Below are 19,709 nucleotides of genomic sequence, written 5' to 3' on the forward strand. Positions count from 1 at the left end.
GACCGATGCGCGCGACGACCCGGCTGACCACCGGCGGCCTCGCCGCTCTCACCGCCGCCCTGGCCCTCGCGGCCTGCGGCACGACGAACCGCACCACCACCGAGGCCCCGCCGGCCACCGCCACGGCCAAGGCCCCGCCCGCAGCCACGACCACGGCCGCGCCGCCGTGCCGTACCGCCGCGCTGAGCTGGACACTGGCCCGGCTCGGCACGGCGAAGGGTGTCGGCCACGCACGGCTGACCGCCCGCAACGACGGCCCGGGAACCTGTGTGTTCGGCGGCTACCCGGGACTGGAGATCCACAACGGCAAGGCGGACAGCATCGACGGCGCCGGGCACGGACACCCGGCCGCCGTCACCCTGCCCGTGAGGGCGGCGATCGCCGTGGACCTCCGCTACACCCCCGCCGGCACGCCCGGCGCGGGCAGCTGGTGCGTGCTGCAGACCGAGGCGGTGGTGCGGGCACCGCACGACTCCCGCCCGGCCGTCGTGCCCGTCACGGACGCGCACCTCAGGGCCGCCACGATCGACGCCTGCGGCGCGACGGTGCCCATGGCACCCCCGCGGCGCGTCGCGCAGGGGCGCTGAGCGGCGGCACGGGAGCGGGGAATGCCCGGCGGCGGCCCCACGTTGACGACCTGCGTCGCTGATCTACGAACAGGGGGGACGACATATGCCGATCGATGTGCACGGAACGGTGGCGGAGGGATTCGAGGGCGTACGCGCGGAGTTCGCGGCGGTGCTCGCCGGGGAACGGGACGATCCGGGCGCACAGCTCGTCGTGTACCGGCACGGTCGGCGCGTGGTGGACCTGTGGGGCGGCGACGGCATCGACGGGGACTCGCTGACGACCCTGTACTCCATCGCCAAGGGCGCCGCGCATCTCGTCGTCGCACTCCTGGTGCAGGACGGGGTGCTCGACCTGGACCGCGAAGTCGCCGCGTACTGGCCCGAGTTCGGCGTCCACGGCAAGGACCGGCTGACGCTGGGCGAGCTGCTGGAACACCGGGCCGGTCTTGTCGGGGACGCCGAACAGCCCTTCACGGTCGAGGAGTTGGCCGACGACCGGATCATCGCGGCCCGACTGGCGGGGCGCCGGCCGCTGTGGGAGCCGGGTACCGCCTGGGGCTACCACGCCTTCGTCATCGGCGCCCTCACCGGCGAGGTGGTGCGCCGGGTGACCGGCCGGTCGATCCAGGAACTGTACGAGGAGCGGGTCCGGGCGCCGTACGGGCTCGACTACCACCTGGGTATGCCGGCGGAGGCGGAGCCGCGCTGGGTGGACGTGCAGCCGCTGGTGCCGACCCCGGAGGAGGCCGTACTGCTGAAGGAGCGGGCGGCGGCCCCGGACAGCATCCGGGGCATCGCCTTCAACGCGCACGCCCCGGAGCCGCTGGACCTGGTGGCGTTCGGCAATCACCCCCGGGTGAAGGCGCTCGGGCCGGCGTCCTCGGGCGGCGTGGGCAACGCGCGCGGGGTCGCCGGAATGTTCGCGGCCGCCATCAGCACCGTGGACGGCAGGCCGCCGCTGCTCACGCCCGCGACCGCGGCCCTGTTCGCCGAGCTGCGCACCCCGGGCGGGCCGGACCTGGTCGTCGGCAGCGAGGACCACTTCGCGCGCGGCTTCGAGCACACCCCGGCGCTCTACCCGTTCCTCGACCCCGGCACCTTCGGGCACAGCGGCGCGACCGGCTCGCTGGGCTTCGCCGACCCGGCGCACGGCATCGCGTACGCCTACACCCGGCGCCGGTTCTCCTTCCCCTCCGGGGTGGGCGCCGCCCTGGAGAACGGCCGTCTGGCCGAGTCCGTCCTGCGGGCGTCCGCCTCCCTGTGACACCGTGCTGACAGGCGAGCGGGAAGGGCGCTGACGTGGGTGACCTCTTTCTCGTCCGGCACGGTGAGACCGAGTGGTCACGGTCCGGACGGCACACCGGCTGGACCGACGTACCCCTCACCGAGCACGGGCGGGAGGAGGCGCGCCGGCTGGTGCCGCTGATCCGCTCGCACCGGATCGGGGCCGCGTTCGTCAGCCCCCTGCAGCGGGCCCGGGAGACCGCCGAGCTCATCGGGATCCCGGACGCCCGGATCGACGCCGACCTGCGCGAATGGGACTACGGCGGCTACGAGGGCGTGACCACCCCGGAGATCCGGCGCACCCGGCCCGGCTGGTTCCTGTTCACGGACGGGGTCGCGCCGGGCCCGCCGGAGCACCCGGGCGAGACCGCGGAACAGGTCGGCGAGCGCGCCGACCGGATGCTCGCCAAGGCCGACGCGGCCCTCTGCAACACCGAGGGCGTCGTCGTCCTCATCGCCCACGGCCACTTCCTCCGCGTCCTCACCGCCCGCCGGCTGGGCCTGCCGCCCGAGCAGGGGGCCCTGTTCCAGCTGGCCACGGGCACCCTGTGCCGCCTCGGGACGGAGCACGAGCGGCCGGTGGTGGCGGGGTGGAACATCCGGCCGGGGCAGTAGCGGGCCGCCCTGGCCGCCGGGGACCGATGTCAGACCCGCGCCGTACTCTGCGAGAAGGATGGAAGGAGTACGGCTGTGACCCGAGCGCTGAGTGCCGCGCAGCGGCGGGTGGTCGAGGGCGCCGACCCGGTCACCGGGCGGTTGCGGGGTACGGAGGCACAGCTCGCGGCGCTGGTGAAGCGGGGCCTGGCCTTTCGGCATCCCCGGCCGCCGCACGATCACTTCCTGACGCCGGCGGGGCACCGGATACGGGAGGAGGTGCCCGAGGCGGCGCCGGAGCCGGTGCCCGACGCGGGGGTGTTCGCGGCGCGGGTCGGCGGCGAGGTGGAGCCGGCCGGGGACGGGCCGGCGCGGGCGCGCGAGGTGCACAGTGCCTGGCAGGGGCTGCTGGAGCTGCGCCGGATGACCCATGCCGACGGCGCCGTGGACCGGCCGTGCGACTGGGAGCGGGCGCATCTGGTGCGGGCCGCGGCGCTCGCCCTGGAGGCGGCCGGGCACCGTCCGGCGAGCGGGGACAGGGACGGTTACCGGGTGCGGGCGACGCCGCAGCCGGAGGCCGTGGCGGTGTACGCGCCGGATACCGCGGCCCTGGCGGCCTGCGCGGCCACGCTGGAGCGCGCGGGCTGGCAGGCGGGTGAGTACACCGAGCCGCGGACGAGAGCGCGGTATCTGCTGGCCTCGCCACGCCGGGTGTGAGCGGCATGCCAGGATCGGGGGGTCAGTGTGCCATACACGAGAAGGGGACATCGTGAGCGAGCCGTTTTCCGTGCGCGTGACCGTCCGCGGCTATGAGACCGACACGCAGGGACACCTGAACCAGTCCGTGTACCTCAACTACGCTGAGCATGCCCGCTGGTCACTGCTCCAGGCGGCCGGCATCAGCCAGACACGGCTCGTGGGGCGGGGCGTGGGCCCGGTGGCGCTGGAGACGACGATCCGTTTCCGGCGCGAACTGCTCGCCGGCGACGAGGTCGATGTGACGTGCGCGTTCGAGTGGGGCGGTGGCAAGACCTTCCGGATCGTGCAGGAGATACGCAAGACCGACGGCACCCTGGCGGCCGAGGTCAGCGCGGTGGGCGGCCTGCTGGATCTTGAGGAGCGCAAGCTGGTCGCCGACCCGCGGGAGGTGTTCAAGGAGCTGACGACGGACCTCGCCCTGTTCGGTCTGTAGGCTCTGCGGGCCTACGCGTCGAGCAGCTCCGGCCGGTGCTCGGCGTCGTAGGCCGCCCGCGCCCCGGCGATGTACTCCCGGTTGTGCTCGGCCCATTCGGTCAGCCGGAGCAGGGTGTCGTTCAACTCATGGGCGACGGGGGTGAGTTCGTACTCCACCTTCGGCGGCACCGTCGGATGCACGGTGCGGGTCACCAGGCCGTCGCGTTCCAGGTTGCGCAGGGTGAGGGTGAGCATCCGGCGGCTGATGCCCTCGATGCCGCGCTCCAGTTCGGTGAAGCGGATGGGTCCGTGCGCGGCGGCGACGAGGATCTGCACGCTCCATTTGCCGGCCACCCTGTCAAGAACTTCCCGGATGGGGCAGGCGTGCGCGTTCACTGCCTGGACGGTAACACCGGTGTTCCTCTGGGACATCGGACTGCCTCCTTACGCCGGCCTCCATGGTCACTGACGATGTTCCCCGTTACAAGTCGTGCACCGAGGTAAGCATGAAGAACAGGGGAGCCATGTCGGCCATCATCGAGAACAGCCCGTCACCGGTGGCGGTGACACCGTCGCGAGCGTACAACCGTCGGGCGTCGCTCGCCGTGCTGTGCGCGGGCACGCTGATGACGGTCCTGGACGGCAACATCGTCACGGTGGCGATGCCCGCCATCCAGAGCGACCTCGGTTTCAGCGGGCCGGGTCTCGCCTGGGTCGTCAACGCCTATCTCATCGCCTTCGGCGGGCTGCTGTTGCTGGTGGGCCGGCTCGGCGATCTGGTGGGCCGCAAGCGGATGTTCACCGCCGGGCTGGCCGTGTTCACCGCGGCCTCGGTGCTGGCCGGGGTGGCCACCACCCAGGGGCTGCTGATCGCGGCGCGGGCGCTGCAGGGGGCCGGCGGGGCGATGGCCTCGGCGGTGGTGCTCGGCATGCTGGTGGCACTCTTCCCGCAGCCGCGTGAACAGGCCCGCGCCATCGCGGCGTTCAGCGCGGTCGGCTCGGCCGGCGGAGCGCTCGGCACCTTCCTCGGCGGTGCGCTGACCCAGGCGCTGAACTGGCACTGGATCTTCCTGATCAACCTGCCGATCGGCGTGGCCGCGTGGCTGGCCGCGGTGCGGGTCCTCGCGCCGGAGCGCGGCGCCGGACTCGGCAAGGGCGCCGACTATCCGGGCGCCGCACTGGTCACGGGCGCGCTGATGCTCACGGTGTACGTCATCGTCGGCGCCGGCGGCCGTACTCCGGCCGCCACCGCGCTGCTCGCGGCCCTCGCCCTCGCCCTGTTCACGGCGTTCACCCTGCGCCAGGCGCGGACCGCCCGCCCGCTGCTGCGGCTGCGCCTGTTCCGCTCCCGGGTACTGACCGGCGCCAACGCGGTGCAGATGCTGATGATCGCGACGATGTACGGCTTCCAGTTCATCGGCGCGCTGTATCTGCAAAGGGTACTGGGCTACGGCGCGTTGGCGACCGGCACCGCGTTCCTGCCGGCACCGGTCGCCATCGGGCTGCTGATGCTGGGCCTGTCCGCGCGCACGGTCGCCCGGTACGGCGGCTACCGGGTGCTGCTGGCCGGCCTGGTGCTGATCGCCGCCGGCATGGCGCTGCTGAGCCGTGTTCCGGTGCACGCCTCCTACGCCGCCGATGTGCTGCCGCCGCTGCTGCTGCTCTCGGCCGGGTTCGCGGCGGCGATGCCCGCGCTGACCGGGCTCGCGATGTCCGGTGCGCGCGAGGAGGACGCGGGCCTGGCGTCGGGGCTGTTCAACACCACGCAGGTGGTGGGCGGTTCACTGGGCCTCGCGGTGCTGAGCACACTGGCGGCGAGCCGCACCGGCGGTCTGCTCGACCGGGGCGCGGAGCTGATCCCGGCGACGGCGGAGGGCTACCGGCTGGCGTTCCGGGTGGCGACGGGGATCGCGGTGGCGGCCCTGGTGGCGGCCGGGGCGGTGCTGCGGCCGGGGAGCCGGTGAGGCACCCCGGCGGCGGGGCCCCGGCCGGGCCGCGCCGCCGGCTGCCGCGCCGGTGAGGCCGGTTCACCCGGTCAGGAAGGCCTCCTTGTGGTCCTCGGCCCACTCCTGGAACGTCCTGGCCGGCCGGCCCAGCACCCGCGGCGCGTCCTCGGTGACCGTCGCGTTGCGGCCGTCGCGGACGTAGGCGATGCCGGTCAGGACGTCCTCCATCCCGCTCTCGTCGATGCCGTAGGCGGTGCGCAGGAAGCCGCGGGTCTCGTCCTGCGACAGGTTCCGCACGGTGAGCGGGCGGCCGAGGACCGCGGCGAGGACGGCGACCTGGTCCGGGACGCTGATCGCCGCCGGTCCGGTCAGGGTGTACGTCCGCCCCGCGTGCCCGGCGTCGAGCAGGGCCCGTACCGCCACCTCGGCGATGTCGCGCGGGTCGATCACCCCGGACGCCCCGTCGGCGGTCATGTTCGGCACGGGCTCGCCCCGGCGGACCGCCGCCGCCCAGGCCAGCGTGTTCGTGGCGAACGACGAGGGCCGCAGGACCGTCCACTCGGCCCCGCTGTCCCGGACCGCCCGCTCCCCCGCCCCGTGCCAGGCGACGGTCGGCCCCGTGGCGGGATCGTCGCTGCCGATGGCGGAGAGCTTCACCAGCCGCCGTACGCCCGCCGCCCGGGCCGCCGCGACCAGCGCCGTGTCGTGGGCGGCGCCGGGGCCGGGCGGGCACACCAGGTACGCGGCCGTCACCCCCGTCATCGCCGCCGCCAGCGAGTCCGGGTCGGCGTAGTCCCCGCCGGCCACCTCCACCCCGGCGGGCATCCGGGCCCGCTGCGGGTCGCGGGTCAGCGCGCGCACCTTCTCGCCGCGCGCCGTGAGCTGTCGTACGACTTCACTGCCGGTGGTGCCCGTGGCACCCGTCACCAGAATCATGCGGTCCACGATGGGCCGGGAGCGATGCCGGACTCTTGGAAATTCCGGCACGGTTCACCGGCCCGGAAGCGGTCGGGCGCGCTTACCGTGGAGTGATGCCGAACGCCGTCGCCGAGCAGGACCTGACCACACCCGAGGTGCTGCGCCCCTGGATCTCCGGGGTGCGCACGCTGTCCGTGTCCCGCACCGAGCCCGCCGAGGAGCCCTTCGTACGACTGCCCGCCGCGGTCACCAAGGTGATTCTGCGGGTGGGGGCGGACGGGCGGCGCGATGTGCTGGTCTCCGGGCCGCGGGTGCGGGCGTCGTACCACGAGAGCAAGGCTCACGTCCGCTGCGTCGAACTGCGTCTCGCACCCGGCATGACCCGACCGCTGCTGGGCGTATCGGCGACCGAACTGGTCGGCAGAACCGCGCGGCTGGAGGACCTGCCGGGCGACACGCCCCGCCGGCTCGCGGCCGGGCTGCGCCGGCTGGACCCGCGGGAGGCGGTGCCGTACCTCGTCGAGACGCTCCCGGAGCTCCTGTCGTCCGCCGTGGACCCGGCCCGTACGGCGCTGCTGCGTGCGGGCGTCGACGCGCTGTCGGTCCGCCCGGACCGGGCACCGGCACAGGTGCGGGAGGTGGCCCGCGAACTTGCGGTCAGCGAACGCCAGTTGCGCAACCTGTTCGCCGAGGGCGTCGGGGTCTCCCCCAAGCACTACGCCCGCATCGACCGCGTCCGTACGATCGTCACCCGGGCCGGGCACGCCCCCTGGTCCCAACTGGCCACCGTGACCGGCTACTTCGACCAGTCACACATGACCTCCGACTTCCGCGCCCTGATGGGGGTCCCGCCCCGCTCGTACTTCATCGGCCGGCTGCCCGCCCTGACGCCTTGTCAGGGCATGCCGCGTTTCTGACCGGTTCGGCTCACGGGGTGTCCCGGCGGAGCGGGACCGGTACCTGGTTGAAGCCGTAGTACAGGGCGAGCAGGCCGTGGGCGGCGAGGGTGAGGGGTGCGGAGACGAAGGCGAGCGCCACCGTCAGGGGGTAGCCGAGGGAGCCGAGGGCGAAGCGTGCCCGGGTGGCGCGGGCCGCCGCCGGGTCCACGCGGGCGTCGAAGAGGTGACCGGTGCGGGTGAGATGCCACCACAGGGCCTGGAAGGTGAGGGCCATCGCGACCATCACCAGGCTGTACACGGCGGCAGCGGCGTGCGAGGCCTCGGCGCCCTCGCGCAGGTACTCCGCGAGCAGCGACGTCGGCCAGGGCACCGCCGCCACGACCATCAGCACCAGCAGGTTCAGGAACATCAGCGTCCGGTCGACACGGGTGACGTAGCTGAACAGCTGGTGATGGTTGACCCACATGATGCCGATGACCAGGAAGCTGACCACATAGGCCGCGTACGACGGCCACTGCGCGCCCAACGCCTCCCAGAGACCGCCGTGTTCGCCCGCCTTGGGCACCTTGATGTCCAGGATGAGCAGGGTGATGGCGATGGCGAACACGCCGTCGCTGAAGGCCTCCACGCGGCCGGACTCGTTCATGGTCCAAGACTGCCGCAGACAAGCGTGGGGGGGGCGGCGGGGGGCCGCCCCCCCCCCCCCCCCCCGGCGCCGTACCCCGCACGCGACTCAGTGCGCCGGCGCCAGCTCCTCGCCCGACTCCATGGGATGGGTGACGTCCTCGGCCTCGCGGGTGCGGCCGAGGTGGTTGAAGACCAGGTTGAGCAGGACGGCCATCACACAGCCGGTGGAGATGCCCGAGTCCAGGACGATCCGCGCGGTCTCGGGGAAGGCGTGGTAGAAGTCCGGCGCGGTGATCGGGATGATGCCGACGGCGAGGGAGACGGCGACGATCAGGACGTTGTTGTCCTTCTCCAGGCCGGCCCGGACCAGGGTCTGGATGCCGCTCGCGGCGACCGAGCCGAACAGGACGACGCCGGCGCCGCCGAGGACCGGGCGGGGGACGACCGCGATGAGCGAGGCGGCCATCGGGCACAGGCCCATCAGGACCAGGAAGCCGCCGCCGACGGCGACGACGAAACGGCTGCGGATCCGCGTCATGGCGACGAGGCCGATGTTCTGGGCGAAGGCGCTGCACATGAAGCCGTTGAAGAGCGGGCTGAGCGCGGAGCCGAGGGTGTCGGCGCGCAGGCCGGCCGCGATCGTCTTCTCGTCCGAGGGGCGTTCGACGATCTCGCCGAGGGCGAGCATGTCGGCGGTGGACTCGGTCATGGAGACGACCATCACCACGCACATCGACAGGATCGCGGCGATGTGGAAGGTGGGGGTGCCGAAGTGGAACGGGGTGGGGAAGCCGACGACGTCGGCGTGCGCGACGGGGCTGAAGTCCGTGGCGCCGAAGGGTATCGCGAGGAGGGTGCCGGTGATCAGGCCGAGCAGGACCGCGATCTGCTTGACGAAGCCGCGGGTGAAGCGGCGCAGCAGCAGCACGATCAGCAGGGTGAGGCCGGCCAGGGTGAGGTTGGTCGTCGAGCCGTAGTCGTGCGCGGCGGGGTTCGGCCCCTGGGCCCAGCCGAACGCGACCGGGAGCAGGGAGACGCCGATCAGGGTGATGACCGAGCCGGTGACGACGGGCGGGAAGAAGCGGACGGCCTTGCTGAAGAAGGGCGCCGCCAAGAAGCCGAGGAGACCGGCGACGATCACCGCGCCGAAGATCATCGGCAGGGCGTCGGACTTGTCCTTGGCCGAGGCGACGATGGCCGTCATCGGCGCGACACCGGCGAAGGTGACGCCGTTGACGAACGGCAGCCGGGCGCCGATCTTCCAGAACCCGAGGGTCTGCAGGAAGGTGGCGAGCCCGGCGGTGAACAGACAGGCTCCGGTGAGGAAGGTCAGGTCGGTGGCGGACAGGCCTACGGCCGCGCCGACGATCAGGGGTGGTGCGACGACTCCCGCATACATGGCGGCCACATGCTGCAGGCCACTGGTCGCCATTTTGAGGGCGGGGAGTTTCTCGTCAACAGGATGGGCGGCCACGGCGGCTCCTCCGGGCGGGTAACACGTCGGCGTCGACGTGGGTTTCATGGAGGTGGTGCGTGTGTGGTCGTGCGAGACCGGGACGGATGCTCGTCGAGCGGTGAGCGGTGAGCGGTGGGGTGACCGTTCCGGGGCGGGTGCGTCCGCACGCGCCCCGGAACGGCTGCCGTGAACCCCGCTCGGGTCCACGGTTCCCGGCCGGGAGCCGTCCCTCCCGGCCGGAGTCTGCGGGCGTAGCGGTCCCGGGGGGACCGGTACGCCGTCCGGTGGTCCGCCCTTACGGGGAGACCGCCCGGAATCCTCCGGTACTTCGCCTGCTTCGCTCGCGTCGTCCACGCGGGCCGGGCAGCCGAGGTGCCGGGTTTCCCGGTGAGCCGGACCGGTGCGCAGCCGGCTCGCCGGAGTGTGCGGTGGATCAGGCCTGGGCGGCGATCCGGGCGAGGCGCTGGGCCTCCTCGCGGGTGGAGCGGGCGATGGCGTCCTCGTCGACGGTGACCAGGCGGCCGTCCGTCACGATCTGCTCACCGTTGACGAAGGACGCGGTGACCGGGGCCGCCGCGCCGAAGACCAGCGCGGTCACCGGGTCGGCGATGGAGGCGTGGGCGAGGGTGTCCATCTTCCACAGCACGACGTCGGCCAGCTTGCCCGGCTCCAGCGAGCCGATCTGGTCGGCGCGGCCGAGCACCTGGGCGCCGCCGTAGGTACCGAGCCGGAGTGCCTGACGGGCGCTCAGGGCGGCCTCGCGGTGGGCGCCGAGGCGGTTGATCAGCAGGGCGTTGCGCAGCTCGGTGTGCAGCTCGCCGGACTCGTTGGAGGCGGTGCCGTCGACGCCGAGGCCGACCGGGACGCCGGCCGCCAGCATGTCCGGGACCCGCGCGATACCGGCCGCGAGGCGGGCGTTGGAGGACGGGCAGTGGGCGACACCGGTCTTCGTACGGGCGAAGGCGGCGATGTCGGAGTCGTTCATGTGGACGCAGTGCGCCATCCACACGTCCTCGCCGAGCCAGCCGGTGGACTCGAAGTAGTCGGTCGGGCCCATGCCGAACAGCTCGTGGCAGAACTTCTCCTCCTCCACGGTCTCCGAACCGTGGGTGTGCAGCCGTACGCCGAGGCGGCGAGCCAGCTCGGCACCTTCACGCAGGAGTTCGGTCGACACCGAGAACGGCGAGCAGGGCGCCACGGCCACCTGGGTCATGGCGTCGAAGGAGGCGTCGTGGTGCTGCTTGACGGTCTCCTCGGTCGCGGCGAGGGCGCCTTCCAGCGTCTCGACGGCGAAGTCCGGCGGCAGGCCGCCGTCCTTCTCGCTGCGGTCCATCGAGCCCCGGGCCAGCGTGAAGCGGACGCCCATCTCGGCGGCGGCCCGGATGATCGACCCGGACAGGTCGCCGGAGCCCTGCGGGAAGACGTAGTGGTGGTCCATGGCGGTGGTGACACCGCCGCGGGCCATCATGGCGAGGGAGCCCTGCGCGGCCGCGTACGTCATCCGCTCGTCGATGCGCGCCCAGATGGGGTAGAGCGCGACGAGCCAGTTGAACAGGTTGTGGTCGGTGGCCAGGCCCCGGGTGATCCACTGGTAGAAGTGGTGGTGGGTGTTGACCAGACCGGGCGTGGCCAGATGGCCGCTCGCGTCGATCCGGCGCACCACGTTCTGCAGGCCTTCGGGGGCCCGGCCCGCGCCGACCGCCTCGATGCGGTTGCCGGTGAGGACCAGGTACCCGGAGGCGTACTCGGTGTCGCCCGCGTCCACGGTCGCGATCGCGCAGTTCTCGATGACGATGCGCTGGTCTGCCGATGGTGCCATCGTGCTTCCTTGTCTTTCGGTGGCGGCCCCGGGACGGGGAGGGAGTGTCCGCGGGGAGGGCACGGCAGGACCCTAGGAGGATTTGAGTGCCGGAGCGGCTCCGCCGCTCCGGGTGCCGAGATGATGGAAGAACAGGTTGAGCAGGACCGCGACGAGCGCGCCCGCGCTGATGCCGGAGCCGAGCACGGTCTGCGCCCACGCCGGGAAGTCGGCGTAGAACGTCGGTGCGGCCAGCGGGATGATGCCCGCGCCGAGCGCCACGGCGACCAGGATGATGTTGGAGCTGTCGTCCAGTCCCGCCTCCGACAGCGTACGGATGCCGCTGACCGCGATCGAGCCGAACAGGACGATGCCCGCGCCGCCGAGGACCGGCATGGGGACCAGGGAGACGACCGCGCCGAGCACCGGGAAGGCGCCGAGGACCAGCAGGGCGCCGCCGGCCACGGCGACGACGTAGCGGCTGCGCACCCGGGTCAGCGAGACCACGCCCACGTTCTGCGCGAAGGCCGAGGTGGGGAAGGAGCCGAAGACCGGGCCGAGCAGGGTGGCGATGCCGTCGGTGCGCAGGCCCCGGGTGATGGTCCTCGCGTCGGTACGGCGCTCACAGATCTCGCCGAGGGCCAGCATGCCGGCGCTGGACTCCGTCATCAGGACCAGCATCACGATGCACAGCGACAGGACGGCCGCGGGCTGGAACTCCGGCGGGCCGAAGGCGAACGGCGCGGGCAGCGCGGCGACGGGCGCGGACCTCAGGGCACTGAAGTCGGCCATGCCGAACGGGATCGCGGCCAGGGTGCCGATGAGCAGGCCGGACAGCAGGGCGATCTGCTTGACGAAGCCGCGGCAGAAGCGCTGGATCAGCAGGATGACGGCGAGGGTGAATCCGGCCAGCGCGAGGTGCCGCACGGAGCCGAAGTCGGCGGCCGTCTTGTCGCCGCCCTGCGCCCAGCTCACCGGGACCGGCATCAGCGTGACCCCGATCAGCGTGATGACCACGCCGGTGACCAGGGGCGGGAAGAAGCGCAGCAGCCGTCCGAAGAACGGGCCGACGGCCAGGCAGAAGGCCCCGGCGACCATCACCGCGCCGTAGATGGCGGGGAGTTGGTGGCCCTTGGCGTTGGTCTCGGCGATCGCCAGGATGGGGGCGATGCCGGCGGAGGAGGCGGCGTTGACGAAGGGCAGCCGGTTGCCGACGAAGCCTTTGACGCCGAGGGTCTGCAGGATGGTCGCGACGCCCGCGACGATCAGGCTCGCGGCGATCAGCCGGGTGCGGGCCGCGATGTCGAGTCCGCAGGCCTGGCCGATGATGAGCGGAGGAGTGACAACGCCCGCGTACATCGCCGCGATGTGCTGGAGCGCGGCGGGGACGAGCCGCGAGGGGTGGAGCTTTTCGTCCACCGGGTGCACGGATGTGACGGCGTCGGACGTGACGGCGTTCTCGGAGTGCACCGGCGGGGTGGAACACGGGGCTGTGTCGGGCCCCTTCGCAGGCAGTGCCATTTCGTTCCCTCCGGTGTGGCGCGCCCCCGCGCCGGGTGGCGGGGTCGGGGGCGCGCGTCCCGCGTCAGAGGTTGGTCATGTCGACCGGGATCTTCGGCTCGCAGCCGTCCCGGAGGATCGTCGCCTCGATCAGGCCGTAGGGCCGGTCGGCGGCGAAGTAGACCTCGTTGTCGTTCTTGAGCCCGAACGGCTCCAGGTCGACCAGGAAGTGGTGCTTGTTCGGCAGCGAGAAGCGGACCTCGTCGATCTCGCTGCGGTTGTTGATGATGCGCGCACCCATCTGGTACAGCGTCTGCTGCAGGGAGAGGGAGTAGGTCTCGGCGAAGGCCTGAAGCATGTGCTTCTTGACCTGCTCGTAGGACTTCTCCCAGTTCGGCATCTTCTGCTCGTCGTCGGTCCAGTTGAACCGCCAGCGGGCGGAGACCTGGGTGGCGAGGATGCGGTCGTACGCCTCCTGCAGGGTCGTGTACTTGTCCTTGACGTACCCCCAGAACTCGGAGTTCGTCGAGTTCATCACGACCAGGTCCTTCAGGCCGGAGACGACCTCCCACGACGAGCCGTCGTAGGTGACCTGGGTGACGCGGATCTCCTGGCCCTTGCGGACGAACGAGTGCTTGACCTCGTCCGCGCCGATGAACTTGGAGTTGGCGTCGGAGGTCTCGATCCGCTCCCAGGCGTACTCCTCGATCCGGATCCGGGCGCGGTGGATCGCCGGCTGCGAGGTGACGAAGTGGCGGGCGAGGTGGATGCCGAACTGCTCGGCGGACTCGATGCCGTGTTCCTTGGCGAACGCGAACACCGTGTTCTTGGTGGTGTCGGTCGGCAGGACGTTGGCGTTGGAGCCGGAGTAGTGGACCTCCTCCATGTCACCGCTCAGCGCGGCGGAGACGTTGAGGTCCTTGATGTGGTGAGTGGCGCCGTCCCGCGTGATCTTGACGACTCGGTTCTCGGCTTTGCCGTACTGGTTCTGTCCAAGAATCGTGGGCATGGTGTCTGCTAGCTCCCTCGGTAAACGGAGTAGCCGAACGGGTTGAGCAGCAGCGGCACGTGGTAGTGCTCGCCCGGTACGACGGCGAACGTGATCGCCACCTCCGGGAAGAACACGCCGCGTCCGCTGTCCCGATTCGCGGGGGCGTCCTGCTGCGCATCGGCTTGCTTCTTCTCGAAGTACGGCTCCACCGCGAAGTCGAGCCGTACATGTGTGGTCCCCTCCGGCAGTGCCGGCAGGTCTTTGCACCGGCCGTCGGCGTCGGTCGCGGAGCCACCGAGCGTCTGCCAGTCCGCATCGCGCCCGGAGCGGGCGGAGAGCTGGACGGCGACGCCCTCGGCGGGGCGGCCCACGGAGGTGTCCAGGATGTGCGTGGACACGGAGGCGGTGGTGCTGGTGCTCATGGTGTCAGGCGTCCTCTTCGACGAGTCGGGCCAGGCGGATACGGTTGATCTTGCCCAGCTCGGCGCGGACGATCTCCCGTTCCTGCTCCGGCGCGTTCCCGATCCGCTCCTTCACGGCGTCGCGCATCTGCTCGCCGGTCCGGCCGGTGGCGCAGATGAGGAACACATGGCCGAACTTCTCCTGGTAGGCCAGGTTGAGGTCGAGCATCTCGGCCTTGAGTTCCGCCGCGGCGCCGGACATGCCGGCCTGCTCCCGCGCGGAGGTCGGGTCACCGGGCTTGGGGCGCCCGATCGGCGGGTGCCCCGCCATCGCCTCTTCCAGGTCGGCCGTGGTCAGCTCGGCCATGGCGGCGTCGCTGGCGGCGTAGAGGTCGTCGGTGGTGGCGTACGGGCGGGCGGCGGCGATCCGCCGGCCCCACTCGGCGGAGGCACACGCCTCGTGGAGGGCGGCGACGGCGTCGCGTTCCTCCAGTTCATTGAACCGGGCCAGGCCCAGGGGCGTGGAAGTCGTCACGGGAGCCTCCGTGGCCGGAAACGGCCTTCGTGCTTGAGCGGGCTGCCGATAGTGAACGCCCCCGGAAACGCCACGTCAACACTTTGTTGAAAAATCGGCGTAACAAGTGAGGCCGCTCCCCGGGGTGGCCGGGCGCCCACCGGGGGCTGCCGACCACCGTCATGCACCTGCTGCGCCGTCGTGGCCGGTCGCTCCCCCAAGCTCTCAACTTCGTTCGAGCAGGGAGGTACCCCCATCGCGGCGGAGCCGCACATCCATACAGCCCCGCGCCGCCTCGGGCCGCTATGCCCCCTTGTCCCGGTTGAGGTAGTTGTAGACAGTGAAGCGGCTGACGCCCAGCGCGCTCGCCACGGTCTCCACACCGTGCCGCACGGCGAACGCGCCCCGCGCCTCCAGTATCCGTACGACCTCCTGCTTGGCCTTGCGGTCCAGGTCGGCCAGCGGCCTGCCCTGCCGGCGCTCCATGGCGGCGAGGATGTGGTCGAGAGAGTCGGCGAGCTGAGGCAGGCGTACGGCGACGACGTCGGCGCCCTGCCAGGCGAGCACGACGTCCTCGGGGCCGGCCGCGTCGGGCGGGATCAGCTCCCCGCCCATGGCGTCGACCAGCGGCTTCACCGCCGTGATGAAGGGCTCGTCCCCGGCGCCGGTCACCTGTCGCTCTCCTCGATCACGTTGACCTGCAGCGACACCCGGGTGGCACCGGCCTCCAGGGTCTTGCGCAGCAGCGCGTCCACGGCGGTGAGCACGCTGTCGGCGCTCCCTTCGGCGGTGTTGCCGAACGGGCCGACGTCCACCGCGTCCAGGTCCGCCGCCTCGATGACCTGTCGGGCCACCAGCGCGTGCGCGGGCGCCTCGTCGAGATCGAAGGGTTCGGTCGTGAACTCCACTCGCAATCGCATACTGCCCCCAAAGCCGTCCTGACCTGCGCTTTTGTCTGGACGGACCATTGCGGGGCACCGCCCAGCAGCGACTCTAACCGACCCGGGGCTCCTGCTGCCCGCGGGACCGGGACCCATCACCTCGGTCACGGCAGGGGCTGTTCGGTCCAGATGACCTTGCCGTCCATGGTGTAGCGGGTTCCCCAGCGCTCGGTGAGCTGGGCGACGAGGAAGAGTCCACGGCCGCCCTCGTCCGTGCTCCGGGCGCGGCGCAGCCTGGGCGACGTGCTGCTTCCGTCGGAGACCTCGCAGATCAGCGCCCGGTCGCGAAGCAGGCGCAGGCGGACCGGACCGCTCGCGTGCCGGATGGCGTTGGTGACCAGCTCGCTGGCGATCAGTTCGGTGGTGAAGGCCAGTTCGTCCAGGCCCCAGGCGGCCAGCTGCTCGGTGACCGCCGCGCGGCAGCTGGAGACGATCGCCGGGTCGCGCGGCCACTCCCACTCGGCGACCCGCTCCGGCGCCAGGGCGTGCGTGCGGGCGACCAGCAGGGCCACGTCGTCCTTCGGGCGGGCCGGGAGCAGCGCGTCCAGGACGGCCTCGCAGGTGTCTTCCGGCGCCCGGTCGGCGCAGGCCAGGACGGCGCGGAGCTTGTCCAGGCCGATATCGATGTCACGGACCCGGTCCTCGACCAGGCCGTCGGTGTACAGCACCAGTTGACTGCCCTCGGCCAGCTCCAGCTCGACGGTCTCGAAGGGCATGCCGCCGAGTCCGAGCGGCGGCCCCGGCGGCAGGTCGACGAACTCCGCCGTGCCGTCGGGCCCGACCACCGCGGGCTGGGGGTGTCCGGCACGGGTGAGGGTGCACCGCCGGGACACCGGGTCGTACACGGCGTACAGGCAGGTCGCGCCGGCGATTCCGGAGTCCGGGTAACTGGGCTCCATCGCCCAGCCCTCACCTCGGTCGAGGCCCCCGACCAGGTCGTCCAGCTGCGTGAGCAGTTCGTCCGGCTGCAGGTCCAGGGCGCAGAAGTTGTGCACCGCGGTGCGCAGCCGGCCCATGGTGGCCGCGGCGTGCAGCCCGTGCCCGACCACGTCGCCGACCACCAGCGCCACCCGGGCACCGGACAGCGGGATGACGTCGAACCAGTCGCCGCCCACCCCGGCCTGTGCGGGCAGGTAGCGGCAGGCGACCTCGACGGCGGTCGGCTCGGGCCGCCCCCGGGGCAGGAGGCTGCGCTGCAGGGCGAGGGCGGTGTTGTGCTCGCGCGTGTAGCGGCGGGCGTTGTCGATGCAGATCGCTGCGCGGCCGGCCAGTTCATGGGCGAGGGACAGGTCGTCGTCCTCGAAGGGGGCGGGCTTCTCGGAGCGGTAGAAGCTCGCCACGCCGAGGATCGTGCCGCGGGCCCGCAGGGGCACCGTGATCAGGGAGTGGATACCCTTCGCGATCGCCTGCCCGAACCGTGCCGGATCCTGGGCGATCCAGCCCTCGGCGTCGGCCAGGACGGGTTCGAGCACGGGCGTCCCGGTCTCCAGGCAGCGGACCTGTGGGGTGGACCGAACGTACCGTACGGGGTCGCCGACGCCGTACACGGGCAGTTCCTCACGCACGGTGCCCGCCGCGACCCGGCGCAGCTGGGTGTCGCCGCCGAGCGGCCCCGGCTCCTCGCCGAGCAGCACGGAGTCGGGCAGATCGACGACCACGAAGTCGGCGAACCGGGGTACGGCCACCTCCACCAGTTCCTCCGCGGTGCGGGTGACGTCCAGGGTGGTGCCGATGTGCACGCTGGCGTCGTGCAGCAGTTCCAGGCGCTTGCGGGCCAGTACGGCCAGCCGGCCGACGCCGGGCTCGCCGACGAGCAGCACCCAGCCGTCGGCCGAGCCGGGGCCGCTGCCGTTCCCGTCGGTTCCGGCCCGGGTCCGGGGTTGCGGGCCGACCACGGTGGGTGCGGGCGACGCCGCTGCCGTCGGCAGGGACGGCGGTCCGGCATGTGGGGGGGCCGGGGGTGTTCCGGCCCGCCTGGTCACCGTGGAGGGCGGCGCCAGGGGGACGGTCAGGGGCGCCGACTCGGCCGGCACGGTGAGTCCGGCATGGCGCAGGCTCGGGCCGCCGATGACCCTGGCCTCGACGACCGCACCCGTCTCACCCGCCGCTCCCATGACCTGGCGACGCAGCAGCGCGACGACCCTCCCTCCGGGCAGGACCACTTCGTCGAGGGTGCGCTGAGGCGAGGCGAGGAGCTCCTCGGCCTTCTCCCGCAGTACGGCCAGGTCGATCCGGCCGAGGCTGCCGCCCTCGGGGCCGCGACCTGGGAGTACCTGGGACCGCTGCGGCCGGCCACCGGCGCCGCCCGCCTCGCCGCAGGCCCGCTGGTACGCGGCGAGCAGCGCCCGTTCCCGCTCCGTGGCCTGTTCCAGCAGCCGCGCCTCGATGTCGCGGGCAGCCTGCCGCACCAGTCGCAGCATGGCGGGGTCGCCGTCGCCACGCAGGCAGGTGAGGTCGAGGACGGCCTCGATGCGCCCGCTGAGGGGGTCGCGGACGGGTGCGCCCGCGCAGGTGAACGGCTGCAGGCAGTCGGCGAAGTGCTCACGGCCGGCGAGATAGATCGGGCCCCGCCCGGCCAGTGCCGTACCGACGCCATTGGTGCCCGCGGCCCGCTCCGAGGCGTCGAAACCGGGGGCGAAGTTGATGTTGTCGAGGCGTTCGAGCAGCTGTCGGCCACCGCCGTACCGCCCCACCATGCGGGCCTGCGCGTCGCAGAGCGCGACCACCATGTTCACGTCGGCGAGTGACGCGGTCAGGTCCTTCAGCACCGGGTCGATCGCGCGCATGAGACGGTCGTCCAACACGAGTCCAGAGGCATACGGCAGCAGCACCCGGTGCGGCTCCACCCCTTCGGACCTGGACCGCTTCCAGGACTCAAGGACCGGACTCCGTACGTCTGTTTCGACTCGTGCACCAGCCAGAAAACGGTCATGGGCATCGGCGAGTCCGCCGATGTCGTCCCAGGCGACCGACACCCCGCTCACTTCCCTCGCCTGGAGGTCCCGTCACGGACCGCCTTTCGGGCCGTTTCAGGGAACCCTCCGCGCACAGCCCATTATGGCGCGGTTCACAACCAAATGCGCAGAGGCCGGGGACCCTCGCGAACCGGCAGTGCCGCTCCGTCGGGCCCGGTCCCGGTGGGCGCTCGGAAGAGGTCCCCGGGAGCCGCCGACGCGCGGACGGCCACGGCGGTCACGCCGCCGGTCGCATGATCACGAGGTCGCCCGGCCCAGGCACCGCCGGGCATCGCCGAGCCTCCGGCGGAGCGCGGGACGGCAGCCTCGTTCGGCGGGCCGGCGGGACATCGTTCGGAAAAGAAATGAACATTGATATGCCGTCAAACTCCTTTATGAAAAAGGTGGTTGGCGCTCCCGGCACGACCTGGACGCCGATTTCCAAGAGCCGTGAAGTGTCTCGGGAAGGTGAGTGGTCACCTCGTAAAAATTGAGAGTGCCACCGGGACGTGATATCTGTCGTTGAGTGGGTCGCGGGCTTCGAAGAGCACCGCGACCATGCTTCCCAGGGTCGTGCACGAACCCGGCGCCAACTGATTCTCATACCCCGGCGGGATGCCGTAGGGGGACAGGAGGTCGAGCCGATGACGACCGGAGCGGAGCAGGAACTGCCGGATTTGTACGGACAGAACAAGGCGATACTGGGCCGGCTGATCGTCCACGGAGGCCTCGGGCACGCCGAGGAGGGCCCCGACGGCCGTCTGCACGCCCGGGTCCGCATACCGCCGGACGAACTGGCGTGGGAGCCCTCGATCATCGTCATGCCGCATGGCGGCGACCTGGAGATCGAGCTCGTCAACGACGACACGAACACGCACTGTGCGCTCCTGCCGAGCAACGGCGACAGCAAATGGATGGGGCTCCCGGTCTACGCACGGGGAACGACCGTGATCAACCTCGACGGCCCGGGCTACTACTGGTTCGGCTCCAACATCGGCAACGACGAGGGCCGCGGTCTCGTGGGAGTGATCGCCGTACTGGGGGACGTTCCGCAGGAGGCCCGCCTCGACCGCCCGCAGCAGCCACGGCCCTAGCAGGACCGGGGAAAGGCCGCCCAGCACACGCCACCCGGGAAGGTGGTTCC

At 72.0% G+C, this 19,709-nt stretch carries 20 protein-coding genes; 8 read left to right on the forward strand and 12 right to left on the reverse strand.

Annotated elements, in window-relative coordinates:
- Nucleotides 1–5: 5 nt before the first annotated feature.
- From O1G22_RS09095 to O1G22_RS09115, 5 genes are all read left to right on the forward strand, one after another.
- Entirely contained in the window at nucleotides 6–587 is a 582-nt protein-coding gene (locus O1G22_RS09095; RefSeq protein WP_270080861.1) for a DUF4232 domain-containing protein, read from the forward strand.
- An 85-nt stretch (nucleotides 588–672) separates the two neighbouring features.
- The gene (locus O1G22_RS09100) at nucleotides 673–1,833 is read left to right on the forward strand and encodes a serine hydrolase domain-containing protein (protein ID WP_270080862.1); all 1,161 of its coding nucleotides are present in this window, start codon (nucleotides 673–675) and stop codon (nucleotides 1,831–1,833) included.
- Nucleotides 1,834–1,868: 35 nt separating this feature from the next.
- Nucleotides 1,869–2,468 (forward strand): histidine phosphatase family protein, encoded by a 600-nt coding sequence (locus tag O1G22_RS09105; RefSeq protein WP_270080863.1) that lies wholly within the window; start codon nucleotides 1,869–1,871, stop codon nucleotides 2,466–2,468.
- Nucleotides 2,469–2,543: 75 nt separating this feature from the next.
- The gene (locus O1G22_RS09110) at nucleotides 2,544–3,164 is read left to right on the forward strand and encodes a hypothetical protein (RefSeq protein ID WP_270080864.1); all 621 of its coding nucleotides are present in this window, start codon (nucleotides 2,544–2,546) and stop codon (nucleotides 3,162–3,164) included.
- Between the two features lie 52 nt (nucleotides 3,165–3,216).
- Complete coding sequence (locus tag O1G22_RS09115; RefSeq protein ID WP_270080865.1) at nucleotides 3,217–3,639, forward strand: acyl-CoA thioesterase; 423 nt, start codon at nucleotides 3,217–3,219, stop codon at nucleotides 3,637–3,639.
- 11 nt (nucleotides 3,640–3,650) lie between these two features.
- Here the strand turns inward: O1G22_RS09115 and O1G22_RS09120 are convergent, their stop codons facing one another.
- Entirely contained in the window at nucleotides 3,651–4,052 is a 402-nt protein-coding gene (locus tag O1G22_RS09120) for a winged helix-turn-helix transcriptional regulator (protein ID WP_270080866.1), read from the reverse strand.
- A 92-nt stretch (nucleotides 4,053–4,144) separates the two neighbouring features.
- Between O1G22_RS09120 and O1G22_RS09125 the strand changes: the two genes are divergently transcribed.
- Nucleotides 4,145–5,584 (forward strand): MFS transporter, encoded by a 1,440-nt coding sequence (locus O1G22_RS09125; protein WP_270086377.1) that lies wholly within the window; start codon nucleotides 4,145–4,147, stop codon nucleotides 5,582–5,584.
- A 63-nt stretch (nucleotides 5,585–5,647) separates the two neighbouring features.
- Here the strand turns inward: O1G22_RS09125 and O1G22_RS09130 are convergent, their stop codons facing one another.
- A complete protein-coding gene (locus O1G22_RS09130) occupies nucleotides 5,648–6,502 on the reverse strand; it encodes an NAD(P)H-binding protein (RefSeq protein ID WP_428986337.1) in 855 nt (284 codons plus the stop codon).
- 95 nt (nucleotides 6,503–6,597) lie between these two features.
- Here O1G22_RS09130 and O1G22_RS09135 point away from each other — a divergent pair, with 95 nt between their 5' ends.
- A complete protein-coding gene (locus O1G22_RS09135; RefSeq protein ID WP_270080868.1) occupies nucleotides 6,598–7,401 on the forward strand; it encodes an AraC family transcriptional regulator in 804 nt (267 codons plus the stop codon).
- Nucleotides 7,402–7,411: 10 nt separating this feature from the next.
- On the opposite strand, the gene O1G22_RS09140 is transcribed toward O1G22_RS09135, so the two are convergent.
- The 10 genes from O1G22_RS09140 to O1G22_RS09185 all read right to left on the reverse strand — a co-directional run bounded on the left by O1G22_RS09140 (nucleotide 7,412) and on the right by O1G22_RS09185 (nucleotide 18,586).
- Nucleotides 7,412–8,029, reverse strand: a complete 618-nt coding sequence (locus O1G22_RS09140) for a TMEM175 family protein (RefSeq protein ID WP_270080869.1) — start codon at nucleotides 8,027–8,029, stop codon at nucleotides 7,412–7,414.
- An 87-nt stretch (nucleotides 8,030–8,116) separates the two neighbouring features.
- On the reverse strand, nucleotides 8,117–9,484 hold the full coding sequence (locus tag O1G22_RS09145; RefSeq protein ID WP_270080870.1) for a nucleobase:cation symporter-2 family protein: 1,368 nt from the start codon (nucleotides 9,482–9,484) through the stop codon (nucleotides 8,117–8,119).
- A 415-nt stretch (nucleotides 9,485–9,899) separates the two neighbouring features.
- Entirely contained in the window at nucleotides 9,900–11,285 is a 1,386-nt protein-coding gene (locus tag O1G22_RS09150) for an 8-oxoguanine deaminase (RefSeq protein WP_270080871.1), read from the reverse strand.
- A 72-nt stretch (nucleotides 11,286–11,357) separates the two neighbouring features.
- Complete coding sequence (locus O1G22_RS09155; RefSeq protein ID WP_270080872.1) at nucleotides 11,358–12,785, reverse strand: nucleobase:cation symporter-2 family protein; 1,428 nt, start codon at nucleotides 12,783–12,785, stop codon at nucleotides 11,358–11,360.
- Nucleotides 12,786–12,849: 64 nt separating this feature from the next.
- A complete protein-coding gene (gene pucL / locus O1G22_RS09160; RefSeq protein ID WP_270080873.1) occupies nucleotides 12,850–13,773 on the reverse strand; it encodes a factor-independent urate hydroxylase in 924 nt (307 codons plus the stop codon).
- Between the two features lie 8 nt (nucleotides 13,774–13,781).
- On the reverse strand, nucleotides 13,782–14,177 hold the full coding sequence (gene uraH / locus O1G22_RS09165) for a hydroxyisourate hydrolase (RefSeq protein WP_270080874.1): 396 nt from the start codon (nucleotides 14,175–14,177) through the stop codon (nucleotides 13,782–13,784).
- Nucleotides 14,178–14,181: 4 nt separating this feature from the next.
- A complete protein-coding gene (gene uraD / locus O1G22_RS09170) occupies nucleotides 14,182–14,691 on the reverse strand; it encodes a 2-oxo-4-hydroxy-4-carboxy-5-ureidoimidazoline decarboxylase (protein ID WP_270080875.1) in 510 nt (169 codons plus the stop codon).
- 282 nt (nucleotides 14,692–14,973) lie between these two features.
- On the reverse strand, nucleotides 14,974–15,342 hold the full coding sequence (locus O1G22_RS09175; RefSeq protein WP_270080876.1) for a helix-turn-helix domain-containing protein: 369 nt from the start codon (nucleotides 15,340–15,342) through the stop codon (nucleotides 14,974–14,976).
- Nucleotides 15,339–15,590, reverse strand: coding sequence for a thiamine-binding protein (locus O1G22_RS09180; protein WP_270080877.1), 252 nt, complete (start codon nucleotides 15,588–15,590; stop codon nucleotides 15,339–15,341). The genes O1G22_RS09175 and O1G22_RS09180 overlap by 4 nt, the downstream gene beginning before the upstream one ends.
- Nucleotides 15,591–15,715: 125 nt before the next feature.
- Nucleotides 15,716–18,586 carry a SpoIIE family protein phosphatase gene (locus O1G22_RS09185; RefSeq protein WP_487416689.1) on the reverse strand — a complete coding sequence of 957 codons (2,871 nt, stop codon included), beginning with the start codon at nucleotides 18,584–18,586 and terminating at the stop codon, nucleotides 15,716–15,718.
- Nucleotides 18,587–19,209: 623 nt separating this feature from the next.
- Between O1G22_RS09185 and O1G22_RS09190 the strand changes: the two genes are divergently transcribed.
- The gene (locus O1G22_RS09190) at nucleotides 19,210–19,659 is read left to right on the forward strand and encodes an MSMEG_3727 family PQQ-associated protein (RefSeq protein ID WP_270080879.1); all 450 of its coding nucleotides are present in this window, start codon (nucleotides 19,210–19,212) and stop codon (nucleotides 19,657–19,659) included.
- Nucleotides 19,660–19,709: the final 50 nt, after the last annotated feature.

It is taken from the genome of Streptomyces camelliae, from assembly GCF_027625935.1.
Lineage (GTDB): Bacteria > Actinomycetota > Actinomycetes > Streptomycetales > Streptomycetaceae > Streptomyces > Streptomyces camelliae.